Source organism: Sphingopyxis sp. CCNWLW2 (genome assembly GCF_037095755.1).
GTDB lineage: Bacteria > Pseudomonadota > Alphaproteobacteria > Sphingomonadales > Sphingomonadaceae > Sphingopyxis.
Genome location: NZ_JBAWKJ010000003.1, coordinates 625,792 through 647,624 on the forward strand (window position 1 = coordinate 625,792; position 21,833 = coordinate 647,624).

At 62.9% G+C, this 21,833-nt stretch carries 22 protein-coding genes; 14 read left to right on the forward strand and 8 right to left on the reverse strand.

Annotated features, from left to right (window positions below; translation table 11 throughout):
- Positions 1 to 44: 44 nt before the first annotated feature.
- From V8J55_RS20375 to V8J55_RS20390, 4 genes are all read right to left on the reverse strand, one after another.
- Positions 45 to 1,331, reverse strand: coding sequence for a PAS domain-containing sensor histidine kinase (locus V8J55_RS20375; RefSeq protein WP_336447398.1), 1,287 nt, complete (start codon positions 1,329 to 1,331; stop codon positions 45 to 47).
- An 8-nt stretch (positions 1,332 to 1,339) separates the two neighbouring features.
- Complete coding sequence (locus V8J55_RS20380; protein WP_336447399.1) at positions 1,340 to 2,029, reverse strand: response regulator transcription factor; 690 nt, start codon at positions 2,027 to 2,029, stop codon at positions 1,340 to 1,342.
- A 244-nt stretch (positions 2,030 to 2,273) separates the two neighbouring features.
- On the reverse strand, positions 2,274 to 2,870 hold the full coding sequence (locus tag V8J55_RS20385; RefSeq protein WP_336447400.1) for a response regulator transcription factor: 597 nt from the start codon (positions 2,868 to 2,870) through the stop codon (positions 2,274 to 2,276).
- A gap of 32 nt (positions 2,871 to 2,902) precedes the next feature.
- On the reverse strand, positions 2,903 to 5,896 hold the full coding sequence (locus tag V8J55_RS20390) for a sensor histidine kinase (RefSeq protein WP_336447401.1): 2,994 nt from the start codon (positions 5,894 to 5,896) through the stop codon (positions 2,903 to 2,905).
- Between the two features lie 118 nt (positions 5,897 to 6,014).
- On the opposite strand from V8J55_RS20390, the gene V8J55_RS20395 reads away from it, so the two are divergent.
- From V8J55_RS20395 to V8J55_RS20435, 9 genes are all read left to right on the forward strand, one after another.
- Entirely contained in the window at positions 6,015 to 6,395 is a 381-nt protein-coding gene (locus tag V8J55_RS20395) for a hypothetical protein (RefSeq protein WP_336447402.1), read from the forward strand.
- Positions 6,396 to 6,648: 253 nt separating this feature from the next.
- Entirely contained in the window at positions 6,649 to 7,002 is a 354-nt protein-coding gene (locus tag V8J55_RS20400) for an ArsR/SmtB family transcription factor (RefSeq protein WP_336447403.1), read from the forward strand.
- On the forward strand, positions 6,989 to 7,465 hold the full coding sequence (locus tag V8J55_RS20405; protein WP_336447404.1) for an SRPBCC family protein: 477 nt from the start codon (positions 6,989 to 6,991) through the stop codon (positions 7,463 to 7,465). The genes V8J55_RS20400 and V8J55_RS20405 overlap by 14 nt, the downstream gene beginning before the upstream one ends.
- Positions 7,455 to 8,366: an alpha/beta fold hydrolase gene (locus V8J55_RS20410; RefSeq protein ID WP_336447405.1), complete on the forward strand. Its 912-nt coding sequence runs from the start codon at positions 7,455 to 7,457 to the stop codon at positions 8,364 to 8,366. Before V8J55_RS20405 ends, V8J55_RS20410 begins: the two co-directional genes overlap by 11 nt.
- A 428-nt stretch (positions 8,367 to 8,794) precedes the next feature.
- Positions 8,795 to 9,556 (forward strand): SDR family oxidoreductase, encoded by a 762-nt coding sequence (locus V8J55_RS20415; protein WP_336447406.1) that lies wholly within the window; start codon positions 8,795 to 8,797, stop codon positions 9,554 to 9,556.
- Between the two features lie 28 nt (positions 9,557 to 9,584).
- Entirely contained in the window at positions 9,585 to 10,001 is a 417-nt protein-coding gene (locus V8J55_RS20420; protein ID WP_336447407.1) for a hypothetical protein, read from the forward strand.
- Between the two features lie 36 nt (positions 10,002 to 10,037).
- Positions 10,038 to 10,502: a carboxymuconolactone decarboxylase family protein gene (locus V8J55_RS20425; RefSeq protein WP_336447408.1), complete on the forward strand. Its 465-nt coding sequence runs from the start codon at positions 10,038 to 10,040 to the stop codon at positions 10,500 to 10,502.
- Positions 10,503 to 10,616: 114 nt separating this feature from the next.
- Entirely contained in the window at positions 10,617 to 11,201 is a 585-nt protein-coding gene (locus V8J55_RS20430) for a glutathione transferase GstA (protein WP_336447409.1), read from the forward strand.
- Positions 11,202 to 11,261: 60 nt separating this feature from the next.
- Complete coding sequence (locus V8J55_RS20435) at positions 11,262 to 12,455, forward strand: bifunctional alpha/beta hydrolase/OsmC family protein (RefSeq protein WP_336447410.1); 1,194 nt, start codon at positions 11,262 to 11,264, stop codon at positions 12,453 to 12,455.
- 27 nt (positions 12,456 to 12,482) lie between these two features.
- On the opposite strand, the gene V8J55_RS20440 is transcribed toward V8J55_RS20435, so the two are convergent.
- The 4 genes from V8J55_RS20440 to pdxR form a co-directional block, all read right to left on the reverse strand.
- Entirely contained in the window at positions 12,483 to 12,905 is a 423-nt protein-coding gene (locus V8J55_RS20440) for a DUF1810 family protein (RefSeq protein WP_336447411.1), read from the reverse strand.
- A 9-nt stretch (positions 12,906 to 12,914) separates the two neighbouring features.
- The gene (locus V8J55_RS20445; protein ID WP_336447412.1) at positions 12,915 to 13,199 is read right to left on the reverse strand and encodes a GNAT family N-acetyltransferase; all 285 of its coding nucleotides are present in this window, start codon (positions 13,197 to 13,199) and stop codon (positions 12,915 to 12,917) included.
- A gap of 96 nt (positions 13,200 to 13,295) precedes the next feature.
- A complete protein-coding gene (locus V8J55_RS20450; RefSeq protein ID WP_336447589.1) occupies positions 13,296 to 13,946 on the reverse strand; it encodes an FMN-dependent NADH-azoreductase in 651 nt (216 codons plus the stop codon).
- 21 nt (positions 13,947 to 13,967) lie between these two features.
- The gene (gene pdxR / locus V8J55_RS20455) at positions 13,968 to 15,419 is read right to left on the reverse strand and encodes a MocR-like pyridoxine biosynthesis transcription factor PdxR (RefSeq protein ID WP_336447413.1); all 1,452 of its coding nucleotides are present in this window, start codon (positions 15,417 to 15,419) and stop codon (positions 13,968 to 13,970) included.
- Between the two features lie 272 nt (positions 15,420 to 15,691).
- Here pdxR and V8J55_RS20460 point away from each other — a divergent pair, with 272 nt between their 5' ends.
- The 5 genes from V8J55_RS20460 (at position 15,692) to V8J55_RS20480 (ending at position 21,724) form a co-directional block, all read left to right on the forward strand.
- Positions 15,692 to 17,626, forward strand: coding sequence for a ferritin-like domain-containing protein (locus V8J55_RS20460; protein WP_336447414.1), 1,935 nt, complete (start codon positions 15,692 to 15,694; stop codon positions 17,624 to 17,626).
- A gap of 31 nt (positions 17,627 to 17,657) precedes the next feature.
- Positions 17,658 to 18,407, forward strand: coding sequence for an SDR family NAD(P)-dependent oxidoreductase (locus V8J55_RS20465; RefSeq protein ID WP_336447415.1), 750 nt, complete (start codon positions 17,658 to 17,660; stop codon positions 18,405 to 18,407).
- A 149-nt stretch (positions 18,408 to 18,556) separates the two neighbouring features.
- Entirely contained in the window at positions 18,557 to 19,207 is a 651-nt protein-coding gene (locus V8J55_RS20470) for a response regulator transcription factor (protein ID WP_336447416.1), read from the forward strand.
- 85 nt (positions 19,208 to 19,292) lie between these two features.
- Positions 19,293 to 19,688 carry a response regulator transcription factor gene (locus V8J55_RS20475; RefSeq protein ID WP_336447417.1) on the forward strand — a complete coding sequence of 132 codons (396 nt, stop codon included), beginning with the start codon at positions 19,293 to 19,295 and terminating at the stop codon, positions 19,686 to 19,688.
- Complete coding sequence (locus tag V8J55_RS20480) at positions 19,685 to 21,724, forward strand: PAS domain-containing sensor histidine kinase (RefSeq protein WP_336447418.1); 2,040 nt, start codon at positions 19,685 to 19,687, stop codon at positions 21,722 to 21,724. The genes V8J55_RS20475 and V8J55_RS20480 overlap by 4 nt, the downstream gene beginning before the upstream one ends.
- The last annotated feature ends 109 nt before the right edge of the window (positions 21,725 to 21,833 follow it).

Sequence of the window (21,833 nt, forward strand, 5' to 3'; positions counted from 1 at the left end):
AGCAGCCAAACGAACCCGCGAGGTCCGACCAGTGATGCTTGCAATTAGGGTCGAGCCGCAGGGAGCGTGAAGCGGAACACGGCGCCGCCCGCGGGGTGGTTCGACGCGACCATCCGGCCTCCGTGAGCGGTGATGATCGCCTGACAGACGGCCAGTCCGATGCCCATACCGTCGGGCTTGGTGGTGAAAAAGCTGTCGAAGATTCGGCCGAGGTCTTCCTCGGCAATGCCGGCACCGTTGTCGCGGACCGAGAAGAACACATCGTCGTCAGCGGTCCCGCTGGCTAGGTCGATACGCCCTTCTGCCGTGCCGGCTTGCGCCAACGCCTGAAGGCTGTTCACGAGGAGATTCACGACCACCTGCTGGAGCTGGACGCAATCGCCGCGTACTTGCGGCAGACCAACATTGAGCGCAGTCGACAAGGAGATCGCGCGCATCTCGATGTCGTGGCGGACGAACAATAGCGCCTCTTCGACCACGGCGTTAAGATCGAGTGCAACCGGATCAGGGAGCTGTGGCGCGACCATGGTGCGAATGCGTTGAACGATCTGACTCGCGAGCCGCGCACTATCCGCGATGCGGTCGACCAACTGGCGCACCTTGGCCAGGTCCGGCTCGGTGCGCGAAAGCCAGCGCAGGCTGGTTTCGGCGTTCATCGTGATGGCGGACAGGGGCTGGTTCACCTCGTGCGCGATCGAGCTGGTGAGTTCGCCGAGTGTGGCGATCCGTGTGGCACGGCTGTAGTCCTCCCGGACCTGCCTTAGCTGAGCTTCGGTGCGCAGTCGCTCGGTGACATCTTCGAACGTAAGGAGCGTGACGTCGAGCGGCTCGGGCGGTGTCGGATATGTCACCGAGAGCTGGACGTCGCGCAGCCGGCCGTCGAAGGTCAGCAGCTTCATTATCTCGGAGTGATTGCGGCGGCGATCGAAATGCGCGGCGATTACCCGTTTAGCGGTGTCGGGAGAGGCGGCGAACAGGTAATCCACCGGCGCGATCAGGCGGTTTGCACCATCGGCTCCGAACAACTCGACCGCCTGTCGGTTGGCATCGGTTACCCGAACGACGTTGCGTGAATGGAACATCAAGGCGGGATTGGCCGCGAGATAGGAAGTGATGTCGCTGACCCCAGCGCAGCGGAGGTCATCGAATATCGGCAGCATCGCAGTCGAATCCACCTGCACCAGTGCCCAGGGAAGATTATGGATGAGGTTGCGATAGCGCTTTTCGCTCTCGCGTAATGACCGCCGCGGACGTACATCCGCCGTGCTGCTATCCAGGGGAAGGTAGCCCGTCGGCGGCCGTCCCGCGAAATCCGGTGCAAATATAGCCATAAGAAACTCTAGCTCCCCGCATCGCGCAGATCGGCCGGGAGCACGTCCCAAGCCCTGATGAGTTCACCGACTGTGTTGACCGCCATTTTGCGTCTTATGCTGCCACGGTGGAGCTTCACCGTGACTTCGCTGATCCCAAGATCGTAGGCGATTTGCTTGTTCAGCCGCCCGCGTGCGAGGTGCCGCAGGACCTCGCGTTCCCGCGCGGTAAGATTTACGTAACGGTCCATTTGCCGCCTGACATTATGCGCGTCAGCCCGCAGGACTATATCGCGCTCGATCCCCGCCGTAACAGCGTCGAGCAGCGACTGGTCGCGGACGGGCTTGGTCAGGAAATCCACCGCGCCGGCCTTCATGGCCTGCACCGTCATCGCGATGTCCCCATGGCCCGTAAGGAAGACGATCGGCTTGGCGTTGCCGGTGGCGGCGAAATGTTGCTGGAGATCAAGCCCGCTCGATCCGGGCATCCGCACATCGAGCACCAGGCAACCTGGCCGATCGGGAAGCTCTGCCTCGAGCAGCTCGCGTGTCGAGCCAAAGCCGGCCGTGTCGATACCAACCGAGAACAACAGTTCCTCGATCGCGGTCCGGACCGCCGCGTCATCATCGACGATCAACACCAGCGGCCGATCCGGCGGGCCCGCTAATGCAGGGGATGCGTTCTCGGGGTCAGGGTTCAACGGCAATCCCTGGTTCATGGGCACTCCGGGTGGTTGCGGTTGGAGACGAAGCCAATCTTCTCACAGCACCGGGGCGCACGAAATCCCGAACACGGGTATCCGCTGCCCCCCAATTTGGGGAGCGCGGTTTTGCCGGATAGGGCGGTGGTTACATCGCTCGACCGTGCCCTAGCGCGATGCGTGCAGCGATGCGGCGCGCGCGTGGCTATAATCGCCGAGGGGGCGGTCGATTAATCCGGCGCGATCAGTCGGTGGGCGTCTATCACAGGGTCATGATGCCGCGCTTGAGTGCGGCGGTCACCGCGTGTGTACGATCGCGCACGTCGAGCTTTGCAAAAATGCTCTTCATGTGGGCTTTGACGGTTTCCTCCGAAATCGAGAGTTTCCAGGCCACATCCTTGTTCGCCGCACCTGCAGCGACGAGGGTGAGTATGCTGATCTCACGCTCGCTGAGCGGATCATCGGCCGCGTGGTAGGCGATCTCTTGCGCTATCTCCGGTGGAATGTGGCGGCGGCCGGCGTGCACCGCGCGGATCGTATCGAGCAGTTCCTTGCGCACCGAGGTCTTCAGCAAATAGGCTGAAGCGCCCGCTTTCAGCGCCTGTGCAGCCTGCACGTCGCCGTCGTAAGTCGTCAGGACGATGACGCGCGCATTACGCCATTCACGCCGGATGGCGGTGATCGCCTCGATGCCTCCCATCCCGGGCATCTGCAGGTCCATTATCGTAACATCCGGGCGCAGGTTCGCGAAAGCCGCAACGGCTTCCTGGCCGTTCGAGGCCTCTCCCACCACGATCATGTCAGGCTGGAATTCGACGATCGCGGCGATGCCATCGCGGAGCGCGGGATGATCGTCCACCGTCAAGATCCGGATTCGCTGTGATTCTCCGCTCATCTCGCCGACCCCAACCACCGGTTCAGGAACGCGGACCACCGCCTGCGATCATAGGAGGGTACGTAGGCGGCACCGGCGGGGATCGATAGCACGACTTCGGTGCCCGCGTTCTTGCGGCTGCTTATCGTAAGAGCGCCGCCTACTCGGAGCGCCCGCTCGCGCATTCCGGTGAGGCCGAAATGCCCTGTCGGGGCATCCCCGGCCGCCAGTCCGGCCGGAAGTCCGACACCATCGTCGTGAAGGTCGAAGCGGAGTTCGCCCGACCGGTAGCTGAGGATGGCTTCGATCCGGCGCGCCCGCGCGTGTTGAAAGGCGTTGCGAATCGCTTCTGCGGCCACATTTTCCACTTCGTCATGAACCATCGGATGCAGTTCCCTTGGATGGCCTTCGACAGTCAAGGCAAAACGAGTCGTCGAATGGGCGGCCATCTCTTCGGCGACATCGGTGATGGCTTTCGCGAGGTCCCCGCTCACGGTGCGCAGTTCGCGGACGCGGTCGCGGCCCTCAATCAGCGCTGCATCAGCCCTGTCGAGCGCCTGCTCGACGACCGGCCGAAGCGGCTGGTCTGGAGGAATGCGGTCGGCGACGGCCTGAAAGCGCAACACCAGCCCCTGAAACGATTGCAGCAAGGTGTCGTGCAGTTCACGAGCAATCCTCTCGCGCTCGGCAAGGCGTGCCTCCAGGGCAGCCCGTACACCCGCGGTGACCTGCCTAAGCCGGAGTGAATAGGCTATCCACAACAGGGCGCACAGCGCCAGGATCGTCAACAGCATGAACCAGTTCGATTGCAGAAATGTCGGTGGGATGGTGAACTCGAGGGTCGCACCGTCGCGGTTCCAAACGCCGTCGTTGTTCCTGGCAATAACCCGAAAGCGATAAGTACCGGGCCCCAGATTGGTATAGAAAGCCTGACGCCGTAGGCCGGGGTTTTGCCAATGCTTTTCCGCGCCTTCCAACTGATAGCGGACTAGGACCCGCTCGGGGATGGACAGGCTGAGGGCGGAAAAAGCGATTTCAATCGAAGTGGTGCCGGACGGCAGGGTCACCCGGGTCGGATCGCGGTGAATTACTCCATTTGCGCGCAACGCCGAAACAGTGACCGGTGGGGGGATTGGATTGCGCCTCAATCGAGTGGGATCGATCCAGACCGTACCGGCCGCGGTGGCGAACCACAGCCGCCCGTCGCCCCCGCGGACGACATCGCGTTTGCCCTCCCGGACGTTGTAGGCTGGCAACCCGTCGCGCGAATCGAAAATCTGCGGGTTCAAAGGACGACTAGGATCGTCGAAAGCGCGATCGAGCTCCGCCGTCAGCACACGCGTGATACCCCGTCTGCCCATGAGCCAGGTTTCGCCGTCTGGTGTCTGCGAGATTCCGGTTAGTCCAGCAACGGCAGGAACCTGTTCCGCGTCGAGGAGGCGAACGCTTTCGCCGCGAAGCCGCGCGAGGCCGAATCCCCCGCCAAGAAGAACGCCGTCCGATCCTTCGTACATCGTCCGCAGGTCGCGCAACGGCCGCGCACGGCCGATCTCGGTCTGGCGCGGAAAGTCTATCCGGCGGAGCGAACCTGTGGTGACCGAGACGAGCAAGCTGCCGTCCCTTTTCGCGATCAGCGTCTTTCTGGCCCGCGTGCCATCGCCTCCCAAAAGTGCTTGAAACGTCCAACCGGTCCCCTTCTGGCGGTAAAGGCCGCCCGAATCCGTGAGCCACAAGGCCCCGTGCCGGTCGACGGCGCAATCGTTGAAGCCCATTTCGGAGGAGGGGCGGGGGAGGTCGGTCCGCCGGTTGTCGTGAAAGCGAACCAAGCGGCGCGCCGTGACCATCCAAATGACGCCATCCGGTCCTTCGCAAAGCGCTTCCGTGTCTCCCCCCTTGTCCAGCACGACGTCCGGCATGCCCCGCGGGCGGATTCGATAGATCCGATCGGCGCCTCCGACGTAGACGCTCCCGTCGGAGGCGCCGAGCAGGACATCTCCCCAAGCGGGAATATGGCTTAGCAAAGGCTCGACGGCGACGTGCGCATCGCGAAAACGATCCAGCCCCAGCGCCGTGCCGACCCAGATATTGCCCTCGTGATCCTCCAAAACCGCAGGGGAAAGGTTAGAGGTGAGGCCGTCGCTTTCCCGAATGACGCTGACTCGCGCAGCCGCCGCGGCGGATGAAGATTCGCCGGCCGCGTCAGGAGTCAGCACGCGGAATATTCCTTCGGGTCCGGTGATGCCCCAGAGGTTCCCGTCGCGATCGAATAACGTACCGACCGCTCGCGGCGCGGGCGGCGTTGGATATAAGAACCGGCCCAAGCGCCGCGGCGCCACGGCCCGCGTTCCACCCGCGTCCGTGAGCCAGATCTGGCCGGCCGCGTCTTCGCTCAGCGCCGCATGGCCGATGGGAATGACTGTTGCTTTCCGGAACCGGTTGGTTCCTCGGGGCAGCGAATAGACTGATTGAAGGGTGGTCAGCCATAGAGTGCCGTCGCGCGCGGCGAGGATGTCGATGGGGTGCTCCTGCGGCAACCCCCAGCTTGCGCCCACCTGTCGCCAGCCCCCATTCTGATAACGCATGAGGTGAGGGAAGACGCCGCCCAGTTCGGTCCAGATCGCGCCGTCGGCGGTCTGTGCGAAGGATATCACATAGGCCCGCGCGTTCGGCACGCCGGCGTCGCGCAGTTTTCCGCCGCGATAAGTTTCAATTCCGCCGGACGAATAACCGACCCAGACAGTGCCGTCGCGAGCGACCATGAGGGCGCTGACGGCGGTGCGGTCGTCCCGAGGCCGGGCGGGAGATATCCGCTCGAAACTGATTCCGTCGAAACGGAACAACCCGTCGCGGGCACCGATCCAAAGATAGCCATCGCGCCCCTGCGCCAGCGAAAGGATGAAGTCAGGAGCGCCATCCTCGGCCGAGGTCCAGCGGGTGTGGGTATATTGCGCGATGTTCCGGGTAGGATCGAGCGCCCATGCCGGTGCGAGCCCGACCAATGTGGCAAGCATGACCGCCGCCTTGAGCCACTGAGCCAACCGCATGGCATGCCTTTGCCCAAGCCGCCCGATCGTGCAAGCCTCGAAAGGGTGTTTGCCCCATAGCGCATATGGGGGTTCTGGTCGCCGGTTGACCCGCTACCAACAGTTCATGAAGCAATTGTTTTCGGTTTATCCCGCCGGCCTTGCTGGTTTCGCGCTGCTGCTCTTGCGATGTTCCCTTGCGCTTGTTCTCACATTCTCGGCATCGGAATTTTTCGACCTTCGTTCCTGGCCGGCGCTCCTTGTTGATGGGCTGGCGATCGCTTTGGTTGCGGGCTTTGCTACCCGGATCATCGCCGCGTCGGCGAGCGTAGCCGGTGTTCTGGTACTGGTGGCCAATGACCACGCGACGCTGATTTTTCTCGCCGGCCGATCGATCGACGCCCTCGCGCTGGCGTTGATTGGACCCGGCGCCTATTCGATTGACGCAGCGTTGTACGGGCGTGCCACGATCAACTTGCCCAGGTGAGCTTCGATCGCGGAGTTCTCCAGACCTTGCGCCGGTGAGAGCGACCGGGCTTTCCCATAGCCGCTTGGGTTCCCAATTCTCACACGCGTCCGGGACCAAGCATCTCGTTTCGGCTGTTCGTTATGTCGAAAGACGGACGAGTTCAAATCGGTCATAAAATATCGAACTAAAAGTTTCCTCTGTCGGAAACTATCCTTGACTCTCGTTGTGCTGATGATAGTTTCCTTTAGAAGAAACTATTGGATGCGAGACGATGCACGCCCAAACTCAGGCCCTTGACCGCATGTTCCTGGCGCTAGCGGATCCCCATCGCCGCGGCATGGTCGAACATCTCAGCGTCGGGCCGGCGACGGTGAAGGAACTGGCAGCCCCTGCAGGCATGCGGCTGCCCTCGGCGGTCAAGCATCTCCAGGTGCTGGAAGCGGGTGGGATCGTGACTTCCCGAAAGGCAGGTCGGAGCCGCACCTACAGCCTCGAGGCCGGGGCATTGAGAAGGATTGGCGATTGGGCGCGCAGCCGGGAAGCGGCGTGGAACAACGCTTTCGACCGGCTTGGCGAAGCGATGCTGCAGATAGCTGAAGAAGGAACCACCCATGACGAAACATAAGATCGAGCACAGCATGTTCGTGATCGAGCGTGACCTGCCCGGAAGTCCCAGGCACGCGTTCCGCTTCTGGTCCGAGCCCGAACTCAAGGACCGCTGGAGCGGTTGCCACGCGGACTGGACGACACTCGAAGACCGGTTCGACTTTCGGCCCGGCGGGATGGAGATCAAGCGCTGGCGCACCCCCGAGGGCGATGAACTGACGTTCCACGCCTTCTATCTCGATATCGTGCCCGAACAGCGGATCATCTACGCCTATGAGATGAGCTTCAAGGGCGAACGATTGTCGGCTTCGCTCGTGACGATCGAGTTCAAGTCCGTCGATAGGCGGACGCAGATGAAGTTCACGGAACAGGCCGTATTTCTGGCGGGCGGAGGCGCCGGTGAGCAGCGTGTCCTTGGGACCGAGCAAGGTTTTGACAGGCTTGCTGATGTCATGGTGCACGAGGCTTCCGATGCGGCGTGACCTTGTCGCTGTTCGACGTGCGCCGGGGCCTTGGTATGTCGCCCGGCCAATTTATCGCGCCGCCGCTCTTTGTCTCCTGTTTGTCCTTTCGGCCGCAGTCGCCAGCGCCCAGCCTGCTGGCGGGAAGAGCGGATATGCCGAGATCGGCGCGCTCAAGATGTACTATGAAGTGCATGGCGAGGGGGCGCCTTTGCTGATTCTGCACGGGGGCGGATCCACCGTTGGGACAAGCTTCGGCGCCATCCTGCCAGAGCTTGCGAAAGCGCATATGGTCCTGGCGCCCGAACAGCAGGGGCATGGCCATACCGCCGATCTCGACCGGCCACTATCCTACCGGCAAATGGCCGACGATACCGCTGCACTCTTCAAGCGGCTGGGTCTTCGTCAAGTCGATGTGCTGGGCTTCAGCAATGGCGGAGGCGTTGCGATCGAGCTGGCGATCCGGCATCCCGAGCTGGTTCACCGGCTCGTTCTGGGCTCGGTCTATTATCGCCGCGACGATATTCGTCCCGAGTTGCTGCGCTCCTTTGAGACCGCTAACGCGCAAAGCATGCCCGAAATCTATAGAAAGGCCTATCTTGCGGTAGCGCCCAATCCCGACGACCTCCCCAGGCTGACGCCGAAGCTGATGCACAACCTGCTGTCGTTCGAAGGATGGAGCGAGGCGGAGCTGGGCTCGATCCAAGCGCCAACCATGATCCTGCAAGGTAATTATGATGTGGCTCCGCTCGAGCATATTGCGGCGATGGCTCGCATCATTCCGGGCGCGCAAGTCGTCGTTCTGCCGGGAGGCCACGGCGCCTATTTGGGTGAAGCGATGGCGGCCATCCCCGGAAGCCGCCTCCCCACATATGCGACGGGCATTATACTCGAGTTTCTGAACGGAGGAGCGCCCCGATGACATGGGTCAGAAAGGCCGCGGAGAAGGCTTCTCCTGATTGTATGTAATGGCCGAAAAATGGGAGCCGGACAGGTGGGATGCTCGTCTGCCAATTCGTTGGCCATGGGGGGAAACCGGAAAAATCCCCATGTTCATCATCTCCGTCGGGTCCGATTAACACGGCTCCTTCAGTATCCGCTGCCTTGACGGCGGGGTCGTGCGCGGATCCGGGATCGGGAAGGAGGCGATCCGTCGCGCTCGGTTCTTTTGAGCGATCCGGCCGCATCGGTGTAAGATGCAAGATATGACGGTTTTCTTGTACCGAGCGGGGAGCAAAGCCCCATGGTACAGAGGCTTTCGCATGTCTCAGGTCTGCACTCCGCTGCGGACCTTCGATAGTTCTCCAGACATCGGACGCGATTGGCGTCGTTATCTGGAAGGCAAAAGCCATGAAGATCGTCGTGATCGGGGGGACCGGGCTCATCGGTTCGAAAGTTGTTACCAAGCTCGAAGAGCGCGGGCATCAGGCGATTGCCGCGGCGCCCAACACCGGCGTCAACACCATTACCGGCGAAGGGCTTGCTGATGCGCTGACCGGCGCGCAGGTAGTCGTCGATCTCGCCAACTCGCCATCGTTCGATGATCAGTCTGCGATGGACTTCTTCCAGACCGCGGGCCGGAATATCGCCGCAGCCGAAAAGACGGCGGGCGTCGGCCTGCATATCGCGCTGTCGGTCGTGGGCACCGACAAGCTGCAGGACAGCGGCTATTTTCGCGCCAAGCTGGCGCAAGAAAATATCATCCGCGACAGCGGCATTCCCTATACGATCCTGCACGCCACCCAGTTCATGGAATTTTTGCGCGGTATCGCCCAATCGTCGATGATCGACGGCGAGGTCCGCCTGTCGGATGCCTTCATCCAGCCGATGGCGGCCGAGGATGTCGCCGACGCGGTGGTAGCTGCGGCGCTCTCCGAACCGGCGAACCGCATCATCGAAATCGGCGGGCCCGAGAAATTCCGCCTGTCCGAGATCGTCGCGACGGTGCTCGCATATGACAAGGACCCGCACCCCGTCACGGTGGATTCCGAGGCGCGCTACTTCGGGGTCAAGCTGGCGGAGGATTCCTTGATCCCCGGTGAGGGCGTGAAGCTCGGCGCCACGCGCTTCGACTGGTGGCTCGCCAATGTGCCGCCGCCGCCGAAGAAATAAGCGTCCACACCATCGAAGGAGCTTCGCCATGTTCAAGCAGATCAGTCTCGGCCTGGCCGTCATTCTCGGTATCGGGGCCGAAGCAAATGGGCTTTACATGCTCTATTCGCCCGCGGGTTGGTATTTCGCGGTGCCGGGCGTCACAACGACCGGTCCTTTCAACCAGCATTTCATCCGTGACATCGGCCTGATCTTCCTTTTCATGGGGACGGCTTTCCTTGTCGGCGCCTTCCGGCCGCAATATCGGGTCTTGCTGTGGGCGACCGCCACGCTGTGGCTCTGGGGCCACGCGCTGTTTCATTTCTGGGAGGTCGCGGTCGGCATCTGCGGACCCGAGGTCCTGGCTCGCGACTTTCCCGCCGTCACGCTTCCCGCAATCCTCGGCACTCTGCTGACGGCCTGGGCCGTCGCGGACGCCCGGCGTACCCGCGCGCAGCCTGCCTGAACGATTCTACCCCACCGAAAGTGAAGGAGACGAATGATGACCCCGCGTATGAATATTTTCCAAGCTGCCCCCGACGCCATGAAGGCCATGCTCGCCGTCGAAGCCAGCTTTGAAACTTCGGGCCTCGAACATGGCCTGATCGAACTGGTGAAGCTGCGCGCGTCGCAGATCAACGGCTGCGCTTTCTGCATCCACATGCACGTCAAGGACGCGGTCAAGCATGGCGAGAATGACATGCGCATCCACCTGCTCAGCGCCTGGCGCCATTCACCGGTCTTTACCGACCGCGAACGCGCGGCGCTCAACTGGACCGAAGTACTGACGCGTGTCGCCAAGTCGCATGCCCCTGATGCTGACTTTGAACTGCTCAAGGCGCACTTCAGCGACAAGGAGATCGCCTATCTGACCGTTGTGATCGGCGCGATCAACTTCTGGAATCAGGTGCAGATCGGTCTTCGTATGATCCATCCGGCTGAAGAAGCTGCCGCCATCGCGGCCTGATGAACCCCACGGGATTCGAAGCCGCCGACCCTCCCGCTTCGATCCCGACTGTCGCTGGAGCGCTGCCCCCTCTTCCGCCGCGCTCCAGCGACTCCTTTTTCAGGGAATTGCACCATGAAGCTCTATTATTGCCCCGGGGCATGCAGTCTCGCTGCCCACATCGCGCTCGCCGAAGCTGGCGACCCGTTCGACAGCGAAAGCGTCAATCTCAAGACGAAGATCACCGCAAGCGGCATGGATTTCAACGGCGTGACGCGAAAGGGCTATGTCCCGGCGCTGCGTCTCAACGATGGCGAGTTGGTGACCGAGAATATCGCGGTGCTCGACTATATCGCCGGACGATATCCCGTCTTCGGCGTCGAAGGGCCGCTTGGCCGCACGCGGCTGCTCGAAGCGCTCGCTTACATCTCGACCGAGATCCACAAGAGCTTCAAGCCCTTCTGGCACAATGGTACCGACGAGCAAAAGGCGGTGGCCAGCGCCTATATCACCGCGCGCATGCGCTATCTCGCCGACACGATCGGCGGCGATTATCTGTTCGGCGATCGACCGAGCGTCGCCGATTTCTATATCCTTGTGATGGCCCTGTGGGCTGGGCGCTTCGGCGTCGAAGTGCCGGCGCCGCTGGCGGCGCTTGCCGAGCGACTCAAAATGCGTCCGGCCGTGCAGGCGACACTCAAGGCCGAAGGCATGGCTTGATCCATGCTCTGCAAACCAGGCGAAGAGTATTAGAACAGACGCCCAGTCAGGAGAGCCATCATGCCGACGCGCCCCTTTGATTTTCCCAATGCCGCGGGCGATACGCTGTCGGGCCGGCTCGAGCTTCCAGTCGGACCCGTGCGTGCGTGGGCGCTGTTCGCGCACTGCTTCACCTGCGGTAAAGACAACAAAGCGGCGGTACGCATTGCGCGGCGGCTTGCGGGTGCGGGCGTCGGCGTGTTGCGTTTCGACTTCACTGGTCTCGGGCGCAGCGAAGGCGATTTCGCCGCGACGGGTTTCGCGCACAATGTCGAGGATCTGGTTGCCGCGGCGGGTGCGATGGCGGCGCTGGACATGTCGCCGATGCTGCTCGTCGGACACAGCTTCGGCGGCGCGGCGGTCGTTGCGGCCGCCGGCTCGCTGCCCGGCGTGCGCGCGGTCGCTACGATCGCGGCACCTTTCGAGATCGATCATGTGCTGGCCCAGTTCGATCCCGACGCGCTCGCGCGGATCGAGCTTGAAGGGAAGGGGATGGTATCGATCGGCGGCCGCCCGTTCGCGGTCGGGCGCGAACTTGTCCGGAATCTGCGCGATCAGGAACAGGGGGGACGGCTTGCGGCGCTGAAGCGCCCGCTGTTGCTGCTCCACTCGCCGACCGATCAGGTCGTCGGCATCGACAATGTGACGAGCATATATCTTGCCGCCAAACATCCCAAGAGCTTCGTCTCGCTGGACGGTGCCGACCATCTGCTGAGCAGGGCTGGCGATGCCGATTTCGCCGCCGACATGATCGCATCGTGGGCCGCACGCTATCTGCCCGAACCGCTTCCTACCGCGCTCAGCCGTTTCGATGCCGAAGCGGAAGAGACGGGCCTCGGCAAGTTCCAGCTTGCGATGCGCGCCGGCAAGGCGAGTTTCATTGTGGACGAACCCGAAAGTCTCGGCGGCCTTGGCTCGGGACCGACGCCCTTCAATCTCCTGTCCGCCGCGCTTGCCGCTTGCACGACGATGACGCTGCGCCTCTATGCATCGCGCAAGGGCTGGCCCATCGAGCGCATCCGCACCGGAGTCGCACACCGCAAGGAAACGGGCACGGAAAGACCCGATGTTTTCAGTCGAAGTGTCGAGATCGAGGGCAACCTTGATTCCGCGCAGCACGCCGAACTGATCTCGGTCGCCGACCGCTGCCCCGTCCATCGCACGCTCGAAACCGGGTCGCGTTTCGATCCGACCGAAGCCGGCTGGGACGTCTGATCTGATCCTGCGGGACGCTGTCCGGCCTCAGCCATCGCGATGGATGCGGACGATCGTCTCCTCATGGACCATATCGTCGTACCAGACGGCGAGGACCGATCGCAGCAACACCTCATTCGTCGCTTCGGCGAAGAGGGTGAGCGAGGCGTGGAGCTTGTCGGCATCGGCTTCGCCGAATACTTCGCGTGCGCTGCTGCGCACGAGGCGAAAGAGCGTTTCGACGCATTCGCGGTAGCGGTTGCCGATCGGGGGGAAGGCGAGATAGGCGCGCGCCGCATCGAGCTCGGGGAGCGCGAAGCCATTGCCATCGTCGGCCGCGCTCGCCAGGCGCGGGAAGATATGATCCATATAGGGCGTGCACATCGCGCCCCGCCGCAGGATGTCGATCGCGTCGTCATAGGTGTCGGCCTGCGCCGCCACGAAGCGCTCAAGGTCATATTCATCGATCATGGCACGGACTCACCCCGCCACGACGTCGGCGTATTCGGGATGCTGCCGAAAAAAATTGACCATGAACTGGCAACGCAACACCGCCTTTCTGCCCGTCCGTCGCATCAGCTGGAAAGCGCCGGTCGCGAGTTGTGTCGCGATGCCAAGGCCCCAGAATTCGGCAGGCACTTCGGTGTGGATCAGCACGAGCCGTCCTTCATCGTCGACGCGATAAAAGGCGGCTGCGGTCGATCCATCGGGCAGGTCGAGCTCGAAAGAGCGCTTTTCGACATTGTCGATCACTTCGGCGTCCATGACTGTTCCCCTTGCGGAATGAGAGACTGGGATCAGCTTAGGCGCGGGGCAGAGCGGCAACAGACCCAAGGGTTGAGGATATGATTGTACCGTTTGTTAAACGGCCTCGGCGTGCGTCGGCAGGCTGCAATCGTTCCACGCCTCGGCGACCAGGGCCAGCTCTCGCCTGGCCCGCTTCAGCGCAGCTTCGCGTTCGCTCGCCCGCGCGAACTGCAGCGGCTGCGCGTCGACAAATCGGGGTTCGGCGACACCGATGAAGCCGAAAGCAGCGCGCAGCGAAGGCGTGAGCGCATCCATATCGGCGAAGGGCGTTCCGGGACGCAGGTCGACGCCGCGGGTGGTGATGAACAAAGTCTTTCGGCCGCCGAGCTGCCCGACGTAGCGACCATCTTCGGTCGCGACATAGGTCATTCCCCCGCGTACCACCGTATCAACGAACGCCTTGAACGACGCGGGCATCGTCCAGTTGTGCATCGGCATCGCAAAGAGCAGCGCGTCGGCGTCAAGCAGCCGCCGGCACAGCGTATCCGAGGGCGCTAGCGCGGCTTCCATGTCCGCTGTTCGCTCCTCTTCCGGCGTGTAGGTTGCGGTCGTGAAGGTTTCGGTGATCGCCGGCATCGGCTCGGCCGCGAGGTCGAGATAGTCGATTGTCAGCGCGGGGATGCGGAAGCGGAGCTGTTCAACGAAGAAGCGCGACAGCGTCCGCGAGTTTGAGGTCTCGGATTTCGGGCTGGCGTCGACATGCATCAGTTTCACGGCATTTCTCCCTCAGGCTGCTTTGGCTTCAACCGGCGAAGCCACCGGATTGTCGATCAGCGTGGCGAGCACGTCGCACGCCTTGTCGAGCAACGACTTGCGCAAATTGGTCACGCAGAGAACGAGTCCCGCCTGTGCTTCGGCCGGCCGGCTGTGCCAGATCGACAGCGGCGCAGGAGCAATCCCGAATTCGGGCGCGCGCTTCGCCAGCGCGACATCGTCGTAGCCGCGCGGCAGGTGCGCGATCACCGCGAGCCCCGCAAAGGCGTCGACCGCGATCCTGGGATCGATCCGCGCGTGCAGATCGTCGCGGCGTTGGCGATACAGGTCTTTCATGTGCCGCAGATGGCGCAGGAAATGGCCGTCGGCGAGAAAGTCGGTGAGCGCGAGCTGGGTCGTGACATTCGGTGCGGGGTTGAGATAGCCTGCGACCTCACCAAAGCGTGCGGCCAGCGCCAGCGGCGCGACGACGAAACCTAGGCCGAGCGCGGGGCTGATCGTCTTGCCGAAGGTGCCGATATGGATCACCCGTCCGGCGGGATCGTCGGCCGCCATTGCCGGAGCCGCGCGCCCGCCGAGCTGCAATTCGCTCAGATAATCATCCTCGATAATCCACGCGTCCTCGCGCGCCGCCCAGGCGAGCAGTGCGACCCGGCGTTCGGGCGACAGGGTAACACCGGTTGGCGCCTGCTGTCCCGGGGTGACGATGGCGAGTGCGGCATCGGGGGCGGCGCGAACGCCATGGTCGACGCGAATTCCCTTGGCGTCGACCGGCACTGGAATCGGCTTCAGTCCAGCTATTTCGAGCGCGCTGCGGGCCACCGGATAGCAAGGGTCCTCGACCCACGCCGACCGCCCGTGCACGCCCAGCGCGAGCAGAGTGAGGCAGAGGCCGTTCTTGTAACCCGTGGTGAGAAGGATTTGGTCGGGGTGGCAACATATGCCGCGCGTGATCGCGAGTTGCGCCGCAATCTGTGCGCGAAGTTCTGGCTCCCCGCGCGGGTCGGTCGGTCCGACCGGCGCCATCGCATTGGCGCGCACCGCCCGAGTGCGCAGACGCGCCCAAAGCTTGGCCGGAAAGGCATCCTGCGCCGGGGCGCCCATCTGAAAGGGGAGGGGTTGCAGCGAAAAGCCGCGCTCGAGATCCTGTAACGGACGCGCAATCTCGATCTGTTTCACCGCGATTGGCCGCGGACCCCGGCGCTCGGCGACGCGCGTCCCCGCGGCGCCGGCCGAATAGACGAGAAACTCGTCGGCGAGCGCTTCATACGCGGCTTTCACCGTCCCCCGCGAAACGCCGAGCTGTGCGGCGAGATCGAGCCATGAAGGCAGCCGCGCGCCGGGCCGCAACCGGCCCTCGGTGATCGCAGCCCGCAACGTCGCGCTGATCTGGGCGGTAATCGGTGTCGAATGCGAACGATCGATCGCGAAGGCGATCCGTCCGGGATCCCATGGTGCATTCATCTCATCACCTCATGGTACTGTTAAAAGCCTCTCGATGACGCTGAAGCTATGCCCGTCGTTGGGGTGCTGTCGAGGCGGGGGCGACCTATCCAAAGGTACAGTATGCGCTGCCCCGCTGGCTAGGTCGGGTGCGGCTTATCCGGGCAATCCGGACGCCCGGCGGATTATTTGGTACAATCGGCTTGTCAGCTCTCGTGTCTAACCGGCGGCGCTCGATGGCCTATTCTGACGCTGCATTGATCGCTTGGCGATCGTGCAAGGAGGGTCAGGAAATGGACGACGTCAAGACGGCCGTGAGCCGCGAAAAGCTTTTGCACGCGCTCTACGAAGCTGCCGAACTCGAACAGAATCTGATGTGCACCTATCTCTATGCCGCCTTCAGCCTGAAGGATGGCGAAGGGGAGGGGCTGAGTGCGGCGGAAGGCGAGGCGATCGCACGCTGGCGCCGCGCGATCCTCGACGTCGCGGTCGATGAGATGAGCCATTTGGTCGCAGTGTGGAATATAACGTCTGCTCTGGGCGGGGCGCCGCGGTTCGGACGCACCAACTTTCCGATCGATGCTGGTTATCTGCCCGCCGGGATTGTGGTCAAGCTCGCGCCCTTCAGTGCGGAGGTGATCCAGCATTTCATCTTCCTTGAACGCCCCGAAACATCGGCCGAACCCGACGGCGACGGCTTTGCGGTCGCCGACCCACCAAGCCGGACGCCCGTAGCGCCGCGGCTGACCCCGGCAGGTTATGATTATGCCACGATTGGCATCTTCTATCAGACAATCGAGGCCGACCTCCGCGCGCTGGTGGATGCGATCGGGGAGAAGGCGGTCTTCTGCGGCGATCCGGCGCTGCAATTGTCGTCGGCTGAGGTCAATCTCGCCGGCGCGCGGGCCGTCACCGATCTCAACAGCGCGCTTGCCGCGTTGACCGAAATTATCGTCGAAGGGGAGGGGGCTCCGTCGGACCTCGAGACGTCGCATTTTCATCGTTTCCTGACGGTGCGCGCCGAGATGCAGCAGCTTTCCGTCACCAATCCGGGCTTTGTCGCGGCGCACCCGGCAGCGGTCAACCCGGTGCTGCGCAAGCCGCCACGGCCCGAAGGCCGCGTCTGGCTGGAAAATGCCGATGCCATTGCCGCGGTGGATTTGGCGAACGCCATCTATGCGCTCTCTCTTCGGCTGCTCGCGGGGGCTTTTGCGTTGCCGCGTGCGAATCCCGACAAGGCGCTCTACACCGGCTGCGCGATCGGCTTGATGCACGCGCTGACCGCGATCGCCGAGCGCGCCGCGCGCCTGCCCGCGGGGCCGTCGAACCCCGGATGCAACGCGGGTGTTTCCTTTACCGCTTTGCGCGAGGCCGCATCGCTTCCGCAAGGGACGAGCGCGCGCCGGCTTTACATCGAACGCGTCGAGGAACTGGGCGCCGTTGCGGCGGCGATGGATACCGCTGATCCACGGTGCGACCGCGCGGCGCGGATTTTGCTGAAGCAGGCGGACCGGCTACGCAGTGCGCCCCTGGCGGCGACGGCATTGTCGCCCATTCCGCCTTCCGGTGCTCCCGTTTCGCAAGCTGCGCCGGCCGGATCCGGCGACCAGGCGGAAGGCAAGGATGTCACAGTCAATTTCGACGGCCGGCGCTGTATCCATGCACGCGTCTGCGTCACGCAGGCGCCTGCGACATTCCTTGCGGGGGTTGAAGGGGCGTGGATCACGCCCGACGAAACCGATGTCGATCAACTATGCAGCGTCATTCGCCAATGCCCGTCGGGAGCGCTGAGCTATCAGCGCCGCGACGGCAAGACCGAACCCGTGCCGCCCGTTAACCTGATCGGCCTCCGCGAAAATGGCCCATATGCGGTGCGCGCGGACATGGTTCTCGATGGCGCGCGCGCCGGGTTTCGCGCTACGCTCTGCCGCTGCGGCGCGTCGAAGAACAAACCCTTCTGCGACAAGTCGCACAAATATATCGGTTTCGAGGCGACGGGCGAACCGCCGGGCAAGGACACGCCGAAACTCGCTTTCCGCGATGGTCCGCTCGCGATCGATCCCGAACTCGACGGGCCGCTGCAGGTGCGCGGCAATCTGGAGATCGTCAGTGGAACGGGGCGAGCGATCGCTTGCGTCGAAACGGCACGCCTGTGCCGATGTGGCGGCAGCGGCAACAAGCCGTTCTGCGACGGTACGCACCGCAAGATCGGTTTTCGCAGCGAATGAACATCAAAATCCCCCAGAAAGAAGGTAGCCAATGAATAGTTTGCAAGGAAAAGTCGCGGTGATCACCGGCGGTAACAGCGGCATCGGTTTGGCCGCAGCGAAGCTCTTCGCGCAGGAAGGCGCAACGGTTGCGATTACCGGACGCCGTCAACAGGTCATCGACGATGCGGTGCGCGAAATCGGTGCGTCGGCGATCGGTATCCAGGGCGATGTCGCCGACCCTGAGCATCATAGCCATGTCGCCGAGATCGTTCGGGATCGTTTCGGTCACGCCGACATCTATATGGCGAATGCCGGGATCAATACGATCACGCCTTCACACGATGTTTCGGAACAGGAATATGACGTGCAATTCGCGGTCAACGCGCGCGGCACCTTCTTCGGCGTCCAGAAAATCGCACCGATCCTTCGCGACGGCGGTTCGATCATCCTCGTCGGCTCGCTTGCGAGCGACAAGGTGCTCGACGGCCATGCTGTCTATGCAGGCACCAAGGCGGCAATCGGCGCGTTCGCGCGCAATTGGGCGCTCGAGTTCAAGCATCGTGCCATCCGCGTCAACATGCTGAGCCCCGGACCGACCGAAACCGCGATTCTCGAAAAGCTGGGGGTCGCGCCCAAAGATCGCGGCGCGTTTATCGACATGATGGCAGGCGCGATTCCGCTCGGGCGCCTCGGTCAGCCGGATGAACTTGCGCAGGCGGCACTTTTCCTCGCCTCTAATACCAGCAGTTTCATCACCGGCATCAACCTGCGCGTCGATGGCGGTATGGCGCTGCTTTGACGGACAGGTTAGAACCGCGCGGCAGGGGCGATAGCCCTTGCCTCGCGAAACATCGATTTGTACGACTTCATTCCACGCAGCGTGGCGCGCTTCCGGCGCGGTCCGCCCGTGCAAAACCCTGCTTCTTCTCTAACTTCAGAGGTTCGGCCATGAGCAGCAATGTTGCCAGCGAAGAAGCGCCCGTCGTCCTGATCGTCGATGACGATGTCGAGGTGCGAACCGCAATCAGCGAGTTGATGTTTTCGGTCGGCATGGAAGCTGCCTGTTATGGATCGACCCGTGAACTGCTGGAATCCCCGCTGCTCGAAAGAGCGGGCTGCCTGGTCCTCGACGTACGCATGCCCGGATCGAGCGGGCTAGATCTCCAGCAATATCTGACGGGTTCGGGTGTCGAAAAGCCGATCGTCTTCCTGACCGGGCATGGTGACATTCCGATGTCGGTGCAGGCGATGAAGGCTGGCGCGATCGACTTTCTTACCAAGCCGGTCCGCGATCAGACCCTGCTCGACGCCGTCGTGTCGGGGATCGAGCGCGACAATGCGCAGCGCGCGAGCGCGCGCATTGTGCAGCAGCATGTCGAACGCTTTGCGACGCTGACGCCCCGCGAAAGCCAGGTTATGCGCGAAGTCGCGCGGGGCCGGCTCAACAAGCAGATCGCCTATGACCTCGGTATCACGGAGATCACGGTGAAGCTTCACCGCAGCAATGTGATGCGGAAAATGCAGGCGGCATCGGTCGGCGAGCTCATTCGCGCGTGGGAGAAATTGCCTGTCGCTTTACGCGAAACCGGCGCAGCCTAGCCTTTGGTATGGTTACAATGCGTCGCCAGCTACGCGAGAGAGATATTTTTGACCCGTCCGGTCGCGTGAAAGAGGGCCTCGCCGCTTGCCCAATACCCCCCTCGTCGCAGTCGTTGATGACGATGATTCCATCCGCGAAGCGCTGTGTGATCTGTTGATGGTTTCGGGCCTCGCCTGCCATTCGTTTGGCGATGCCGATGCCTTTCTCGCAGACTACGCACCTGGCATCTATGATTGCCTGATCACCGATGTCCGCATGCCCGGGATGAGCGGGATCGACATGCTGGAAAGCTTGCGGTCGCGCGGATCGGGCCTGCCCACGATTGTCCTAACGTCGGTTGTCGATCCGCGCGAACACGAGCGGGCAACCTGCCTGGGTATTCACGCCTGGCTTACCAAGCCTGCTGCCGGCGCGGTGTTGCTGGCGCAGCTGAAATCAGCGATTGCGAGCGACGTCTGGCCTGAGAGGCCGCAGTCATGACGCAGGCAACGCCCGGTGGCGGAGTGCTGCCGGCGCATGCGCCGGATATCGCCGATTTTGCATCCGAAAGCGTGATTATCTTCGATGCCGGCGGGACGATCCAATATTGGAACCCCGCGTCGGAGGCACTGTATGGCTGGCCGCCACTTGCGATGATCGGCCGCGGTATCGGTCACCTCTCGGCGCGAAGTGCCAATGAGCATGAATATTGGCGGCTGCTGCTTCAGGAGGGAACGTGGCAGGGCCTCGTCAGCCGGCGCACGCCATCGGGATCGCATGTCGCGGTCGACATCCGGCAATATGTGCGTTTTCACAGCGATGGGACGCCGCGCGACATTATAGAATATGGACGGCAATCGCTTGGCGAGGGCGCGGAAGCGGGCGGTGACTGGCACATCCCCGACCGGTTGATGGCAGCGAGTTGGGAGATCGACATCACTGGGGCGCAGGCGCTGATCGCTTCGCTGGCAGAGCAGCGGCAGGGAGCGCTGCGCGGCGCACCGGGCCAGTTGAACGCGGCTTATCTCGAGCTGGTACAGGCCACGCGGATCATCAACGTCAACGAGCGGACCGCACGCCTCGTCGGCGGCAATCGCGGCCGGGCCTTGATGATCGGCCAGTCAGTCGCCGGCTTCTGGCCGCTCGACAGTCGTGCCATATTGGGCGAACTGATCGTCGACGCGGTGACGACGGGGACGAAGGACGCGACCCACCGCCGGCAGCTGGCATCCGACGGCATCTTGCGCGATCCGCTGGTAACGGTGTGGCGTGCCGATGATCCGACCCGGCTTTATATTGCGGTAAACGGGACTGCGGACGACGACCGCTCCTACCTCTATCTGCGTGCGAGCGAGGCGCGCTACCGCAAACTTGTCCATTATATGCCTGTCGCCCTTTGGCAGGTCGATGCCAGCCATATGGGGAAAATATACGCTGAAATCCGTGCCACGGGCGTTGAGGATTTCGCCGCCTACCTCGCTGCGCATCCCGAACTTGTCGAGCGCGCGGCGAACACTGTGCCCGTCACTGACGTCAACCGCGCCGCGGTGCAGATGTTCGGCGGCGCCAGCGCGATCGATCTCCTCCGGCCAGTGGGATATCTGTTCGCTGAAAACCCAGCGTCGCTGCGGAACGTGATGATCGGCCGCTTCAACGGCCAGCCGAACCACAGCGAACTTACCAGGGTTCGCACCTTCGACGGGCGGGTGCGCGACGTGCGGATGTCGGTGACCTATCCCAATGCCGCGGGAGAACTCGACGTCACGATCTTCAGTTTCGAAGATGTCACCGAGCAGCTGCGGGTGGAGGCCCAACTGCGGCAGCTTCAGGCTGATTTCACGCATGCCGCGCGCCTGTCTACATTGGGTGAATTCACCACTTCGATCGCGCACGAAGTGAATCAGCCGCTCGCCGCAATCGTCACCAATGCCGAAACAAGCCTGCGCTGGCTGTCGCGTTCCGATCCCAATATCGAAAAGGTTCAGGAACTGACGACGCGCATTACCGCGAGCGCGCGGCGCGCGAACGATATCGTCCAGCGTATCCGCGGCATGGCGGCAAAGCGGCAACCCGAACGGGTCCCGATTGACCTCAACGATGTGGTCCAGGAATCGCTGCTCTTCTTGCGCCACGAGGTTGAATCACGATCGATCCGCATCACCACCGATTTCGCAAAACGATTGCCCAAGGTGGTCGCCGACCGGATCGAACTGCAGCAGGTGCTCGTGAACCTGTTGATCAACAGCGTTCAGGCGCTCGAAGCGCAGGGTGAGGACGAGCGCGAAATCATCCTGACGACGCGTCTCGACGGCGCAATGTTGATCTTTAGGCTTCGCGATAGCGGACCTGGTATCCCCGCCGACGATCTCGGCAGGATCTTTGAAAGCTTTTTCACCACCAAGGACAGCGGGATGGGGATCGGACTCGCCATCTGCCGATCGATCATCGGTGAACTGGGTGGATCGATTGCCGTCTCCAATCATCCAGGCGGCGGCGCGCAATTCGACCTCGCCATTCCGGTCCCCGCAGCCGCCTGACTTCGCTCGAAGGGACTGTGGAATGGCTCGTAAGGCCTTCTGCGCCCGCGCCTCACCAGCGGCGGCCGTGTAAAATAGACCATCCACCGCGTCGTCAGGCCGATGCGGC

Excerpts from the sequence above, each read along its gene's own strand:
- V8J55_RS20450 (WP_336447589.1), bottom strand. The coding sequence starts at position 13,946 with ATGCATGTCGACGCCAGCCCGAAATCCGAGACCTCAAACTCGCGGACG.
- V8J55_RS20420 (WP_336447407.1), top strand. The coding sequence starts at position 9,585 with ATGTTCAAGCAGATCAGTCTCGGCCTGGCCGTCATTCTCGGTATCGGG.
- V8J55_RS20390 (WP_336447401.1), bottom strand. The coding sequence starts at position 5,896 with ATGCTTGCCACATTGGTCGGGCTCGCACCGGCATGGGCGCTCGATCCT.
- V8J55_RS20405 (WP_336447404.1), top strand. The coding sequence starts at position 6,989 with ATGACGAAACATAAGATCGAGCACAGCATGTTCGTGATCGAGCGTGAC.
- V8J55_RS20470 (WP_336447416.1), top strand. The coding sequence starts at position 18,557 with ATGAGCAGCAATGTTGCCAGCGAAGAAGCGCCCGTCGTCCTGATCGTC.
- V8J55_RS20380 (WP_336447399.1), bottom strand. The coding sequence starts at position 2,029 with ATGAACCAGGGATTGCCGTTGAACCCTGACCCCGAGAACGCATCCCCT.
- V8J55_RS20375 (WP_336447398.1), bottom strand. The coding sequence starts at position 1,331 with ATGGCTATATTTGCACCGGATTTCGCGGGACGGCCGCCGACGGGCTAC.
- V8J55_RS20425 (WP_336447408.1), top strand. The coding sequence starts at position 10,038 with ATGACCCCGCGTATGAATATTTTCCAAGCTGCCCCCGACGCCATGAAG.
- V8J55_RS20445 (WP_336447412.1), bottom strand. The coding sequence starts at position 13,199 with ATGGACGCCGAAGTGATCGACAATGTCGAAAAGCGCTCTTTCGAGCTC.
- V8J55_RS20460 (WP_336447414.1), top strand. The coding sequence starts at position 15,692 with ATGGACGACGTCAAGACGGCCGTGAGCCGCGAAAAGCTTTTGCACGCG.
- V8J55_RS20440 (WP_336447411.1), bottom strand. The coding sequence starts at position 12,905 with ATGATCGATGAATATGACCTTGAGCGCTTCGTGGCGGCGCAGGCCGAC.
- pdxR (WP_336447413.1), bottom strand. The coding sequence starts at position 15,419 with ATGAATGCACCATGGGATCCCGGACGGATCGCCTTCGCGATCGATCGT.
- V8J55_RS20410 (WP_336447405.1), top strand. The coding sequence starts at position 7,455 with ATGCGGCGTGACCTTGTCGCTGTTCGACGTGCGCCGGGGCCTTGGTAT.
- V8J55_RS20465 (WP_336447415.1), top strand. The coding sequence starts at position 17,658 with ATGAATAGTTTGCAAGGAAAAGTCGCGGTGATCACCGGCGGTAACAGC.
- V8J55_RS20435 (WP_336447410.1), top strand. The coding sequence starts at position 11,262 with ATGCCGACGCGCCCCTTTGATTTTCCCAATGCCGCGGGCGATACGCTG.
- V8J55_RS20430 (WP_336447409.1), top strand. The coding sequence starts at position 10,617 with ATGAAGCTCTATTATTGCCCCGGGGCATGCAGTCTCGCTGCCCACATC.
- V8J55_RS20400 (WP_336447403.1), top strand. The coding sequence starts at position 6,649 with ATGCACGCCCAAACTCAGGCCCTTGACCGCATGTTCCTGGCGCTAGCG.
- V8J55_RS20480 (WP_336447418.1), top strand. The coding sequence starts at position 19,685 with ATGACGCAGGCAACGCCCGGTGGCGGAGTGCTGCCGGCGCATGCGCCG.
- V8J55_RS20415 (WP_336447406.1), top strand. The coding sequence starts at position 8,795 with ATGAAGATCGTCGTGATCGGGGGGACCGGGCTCATCGGTTCGAAAGTT.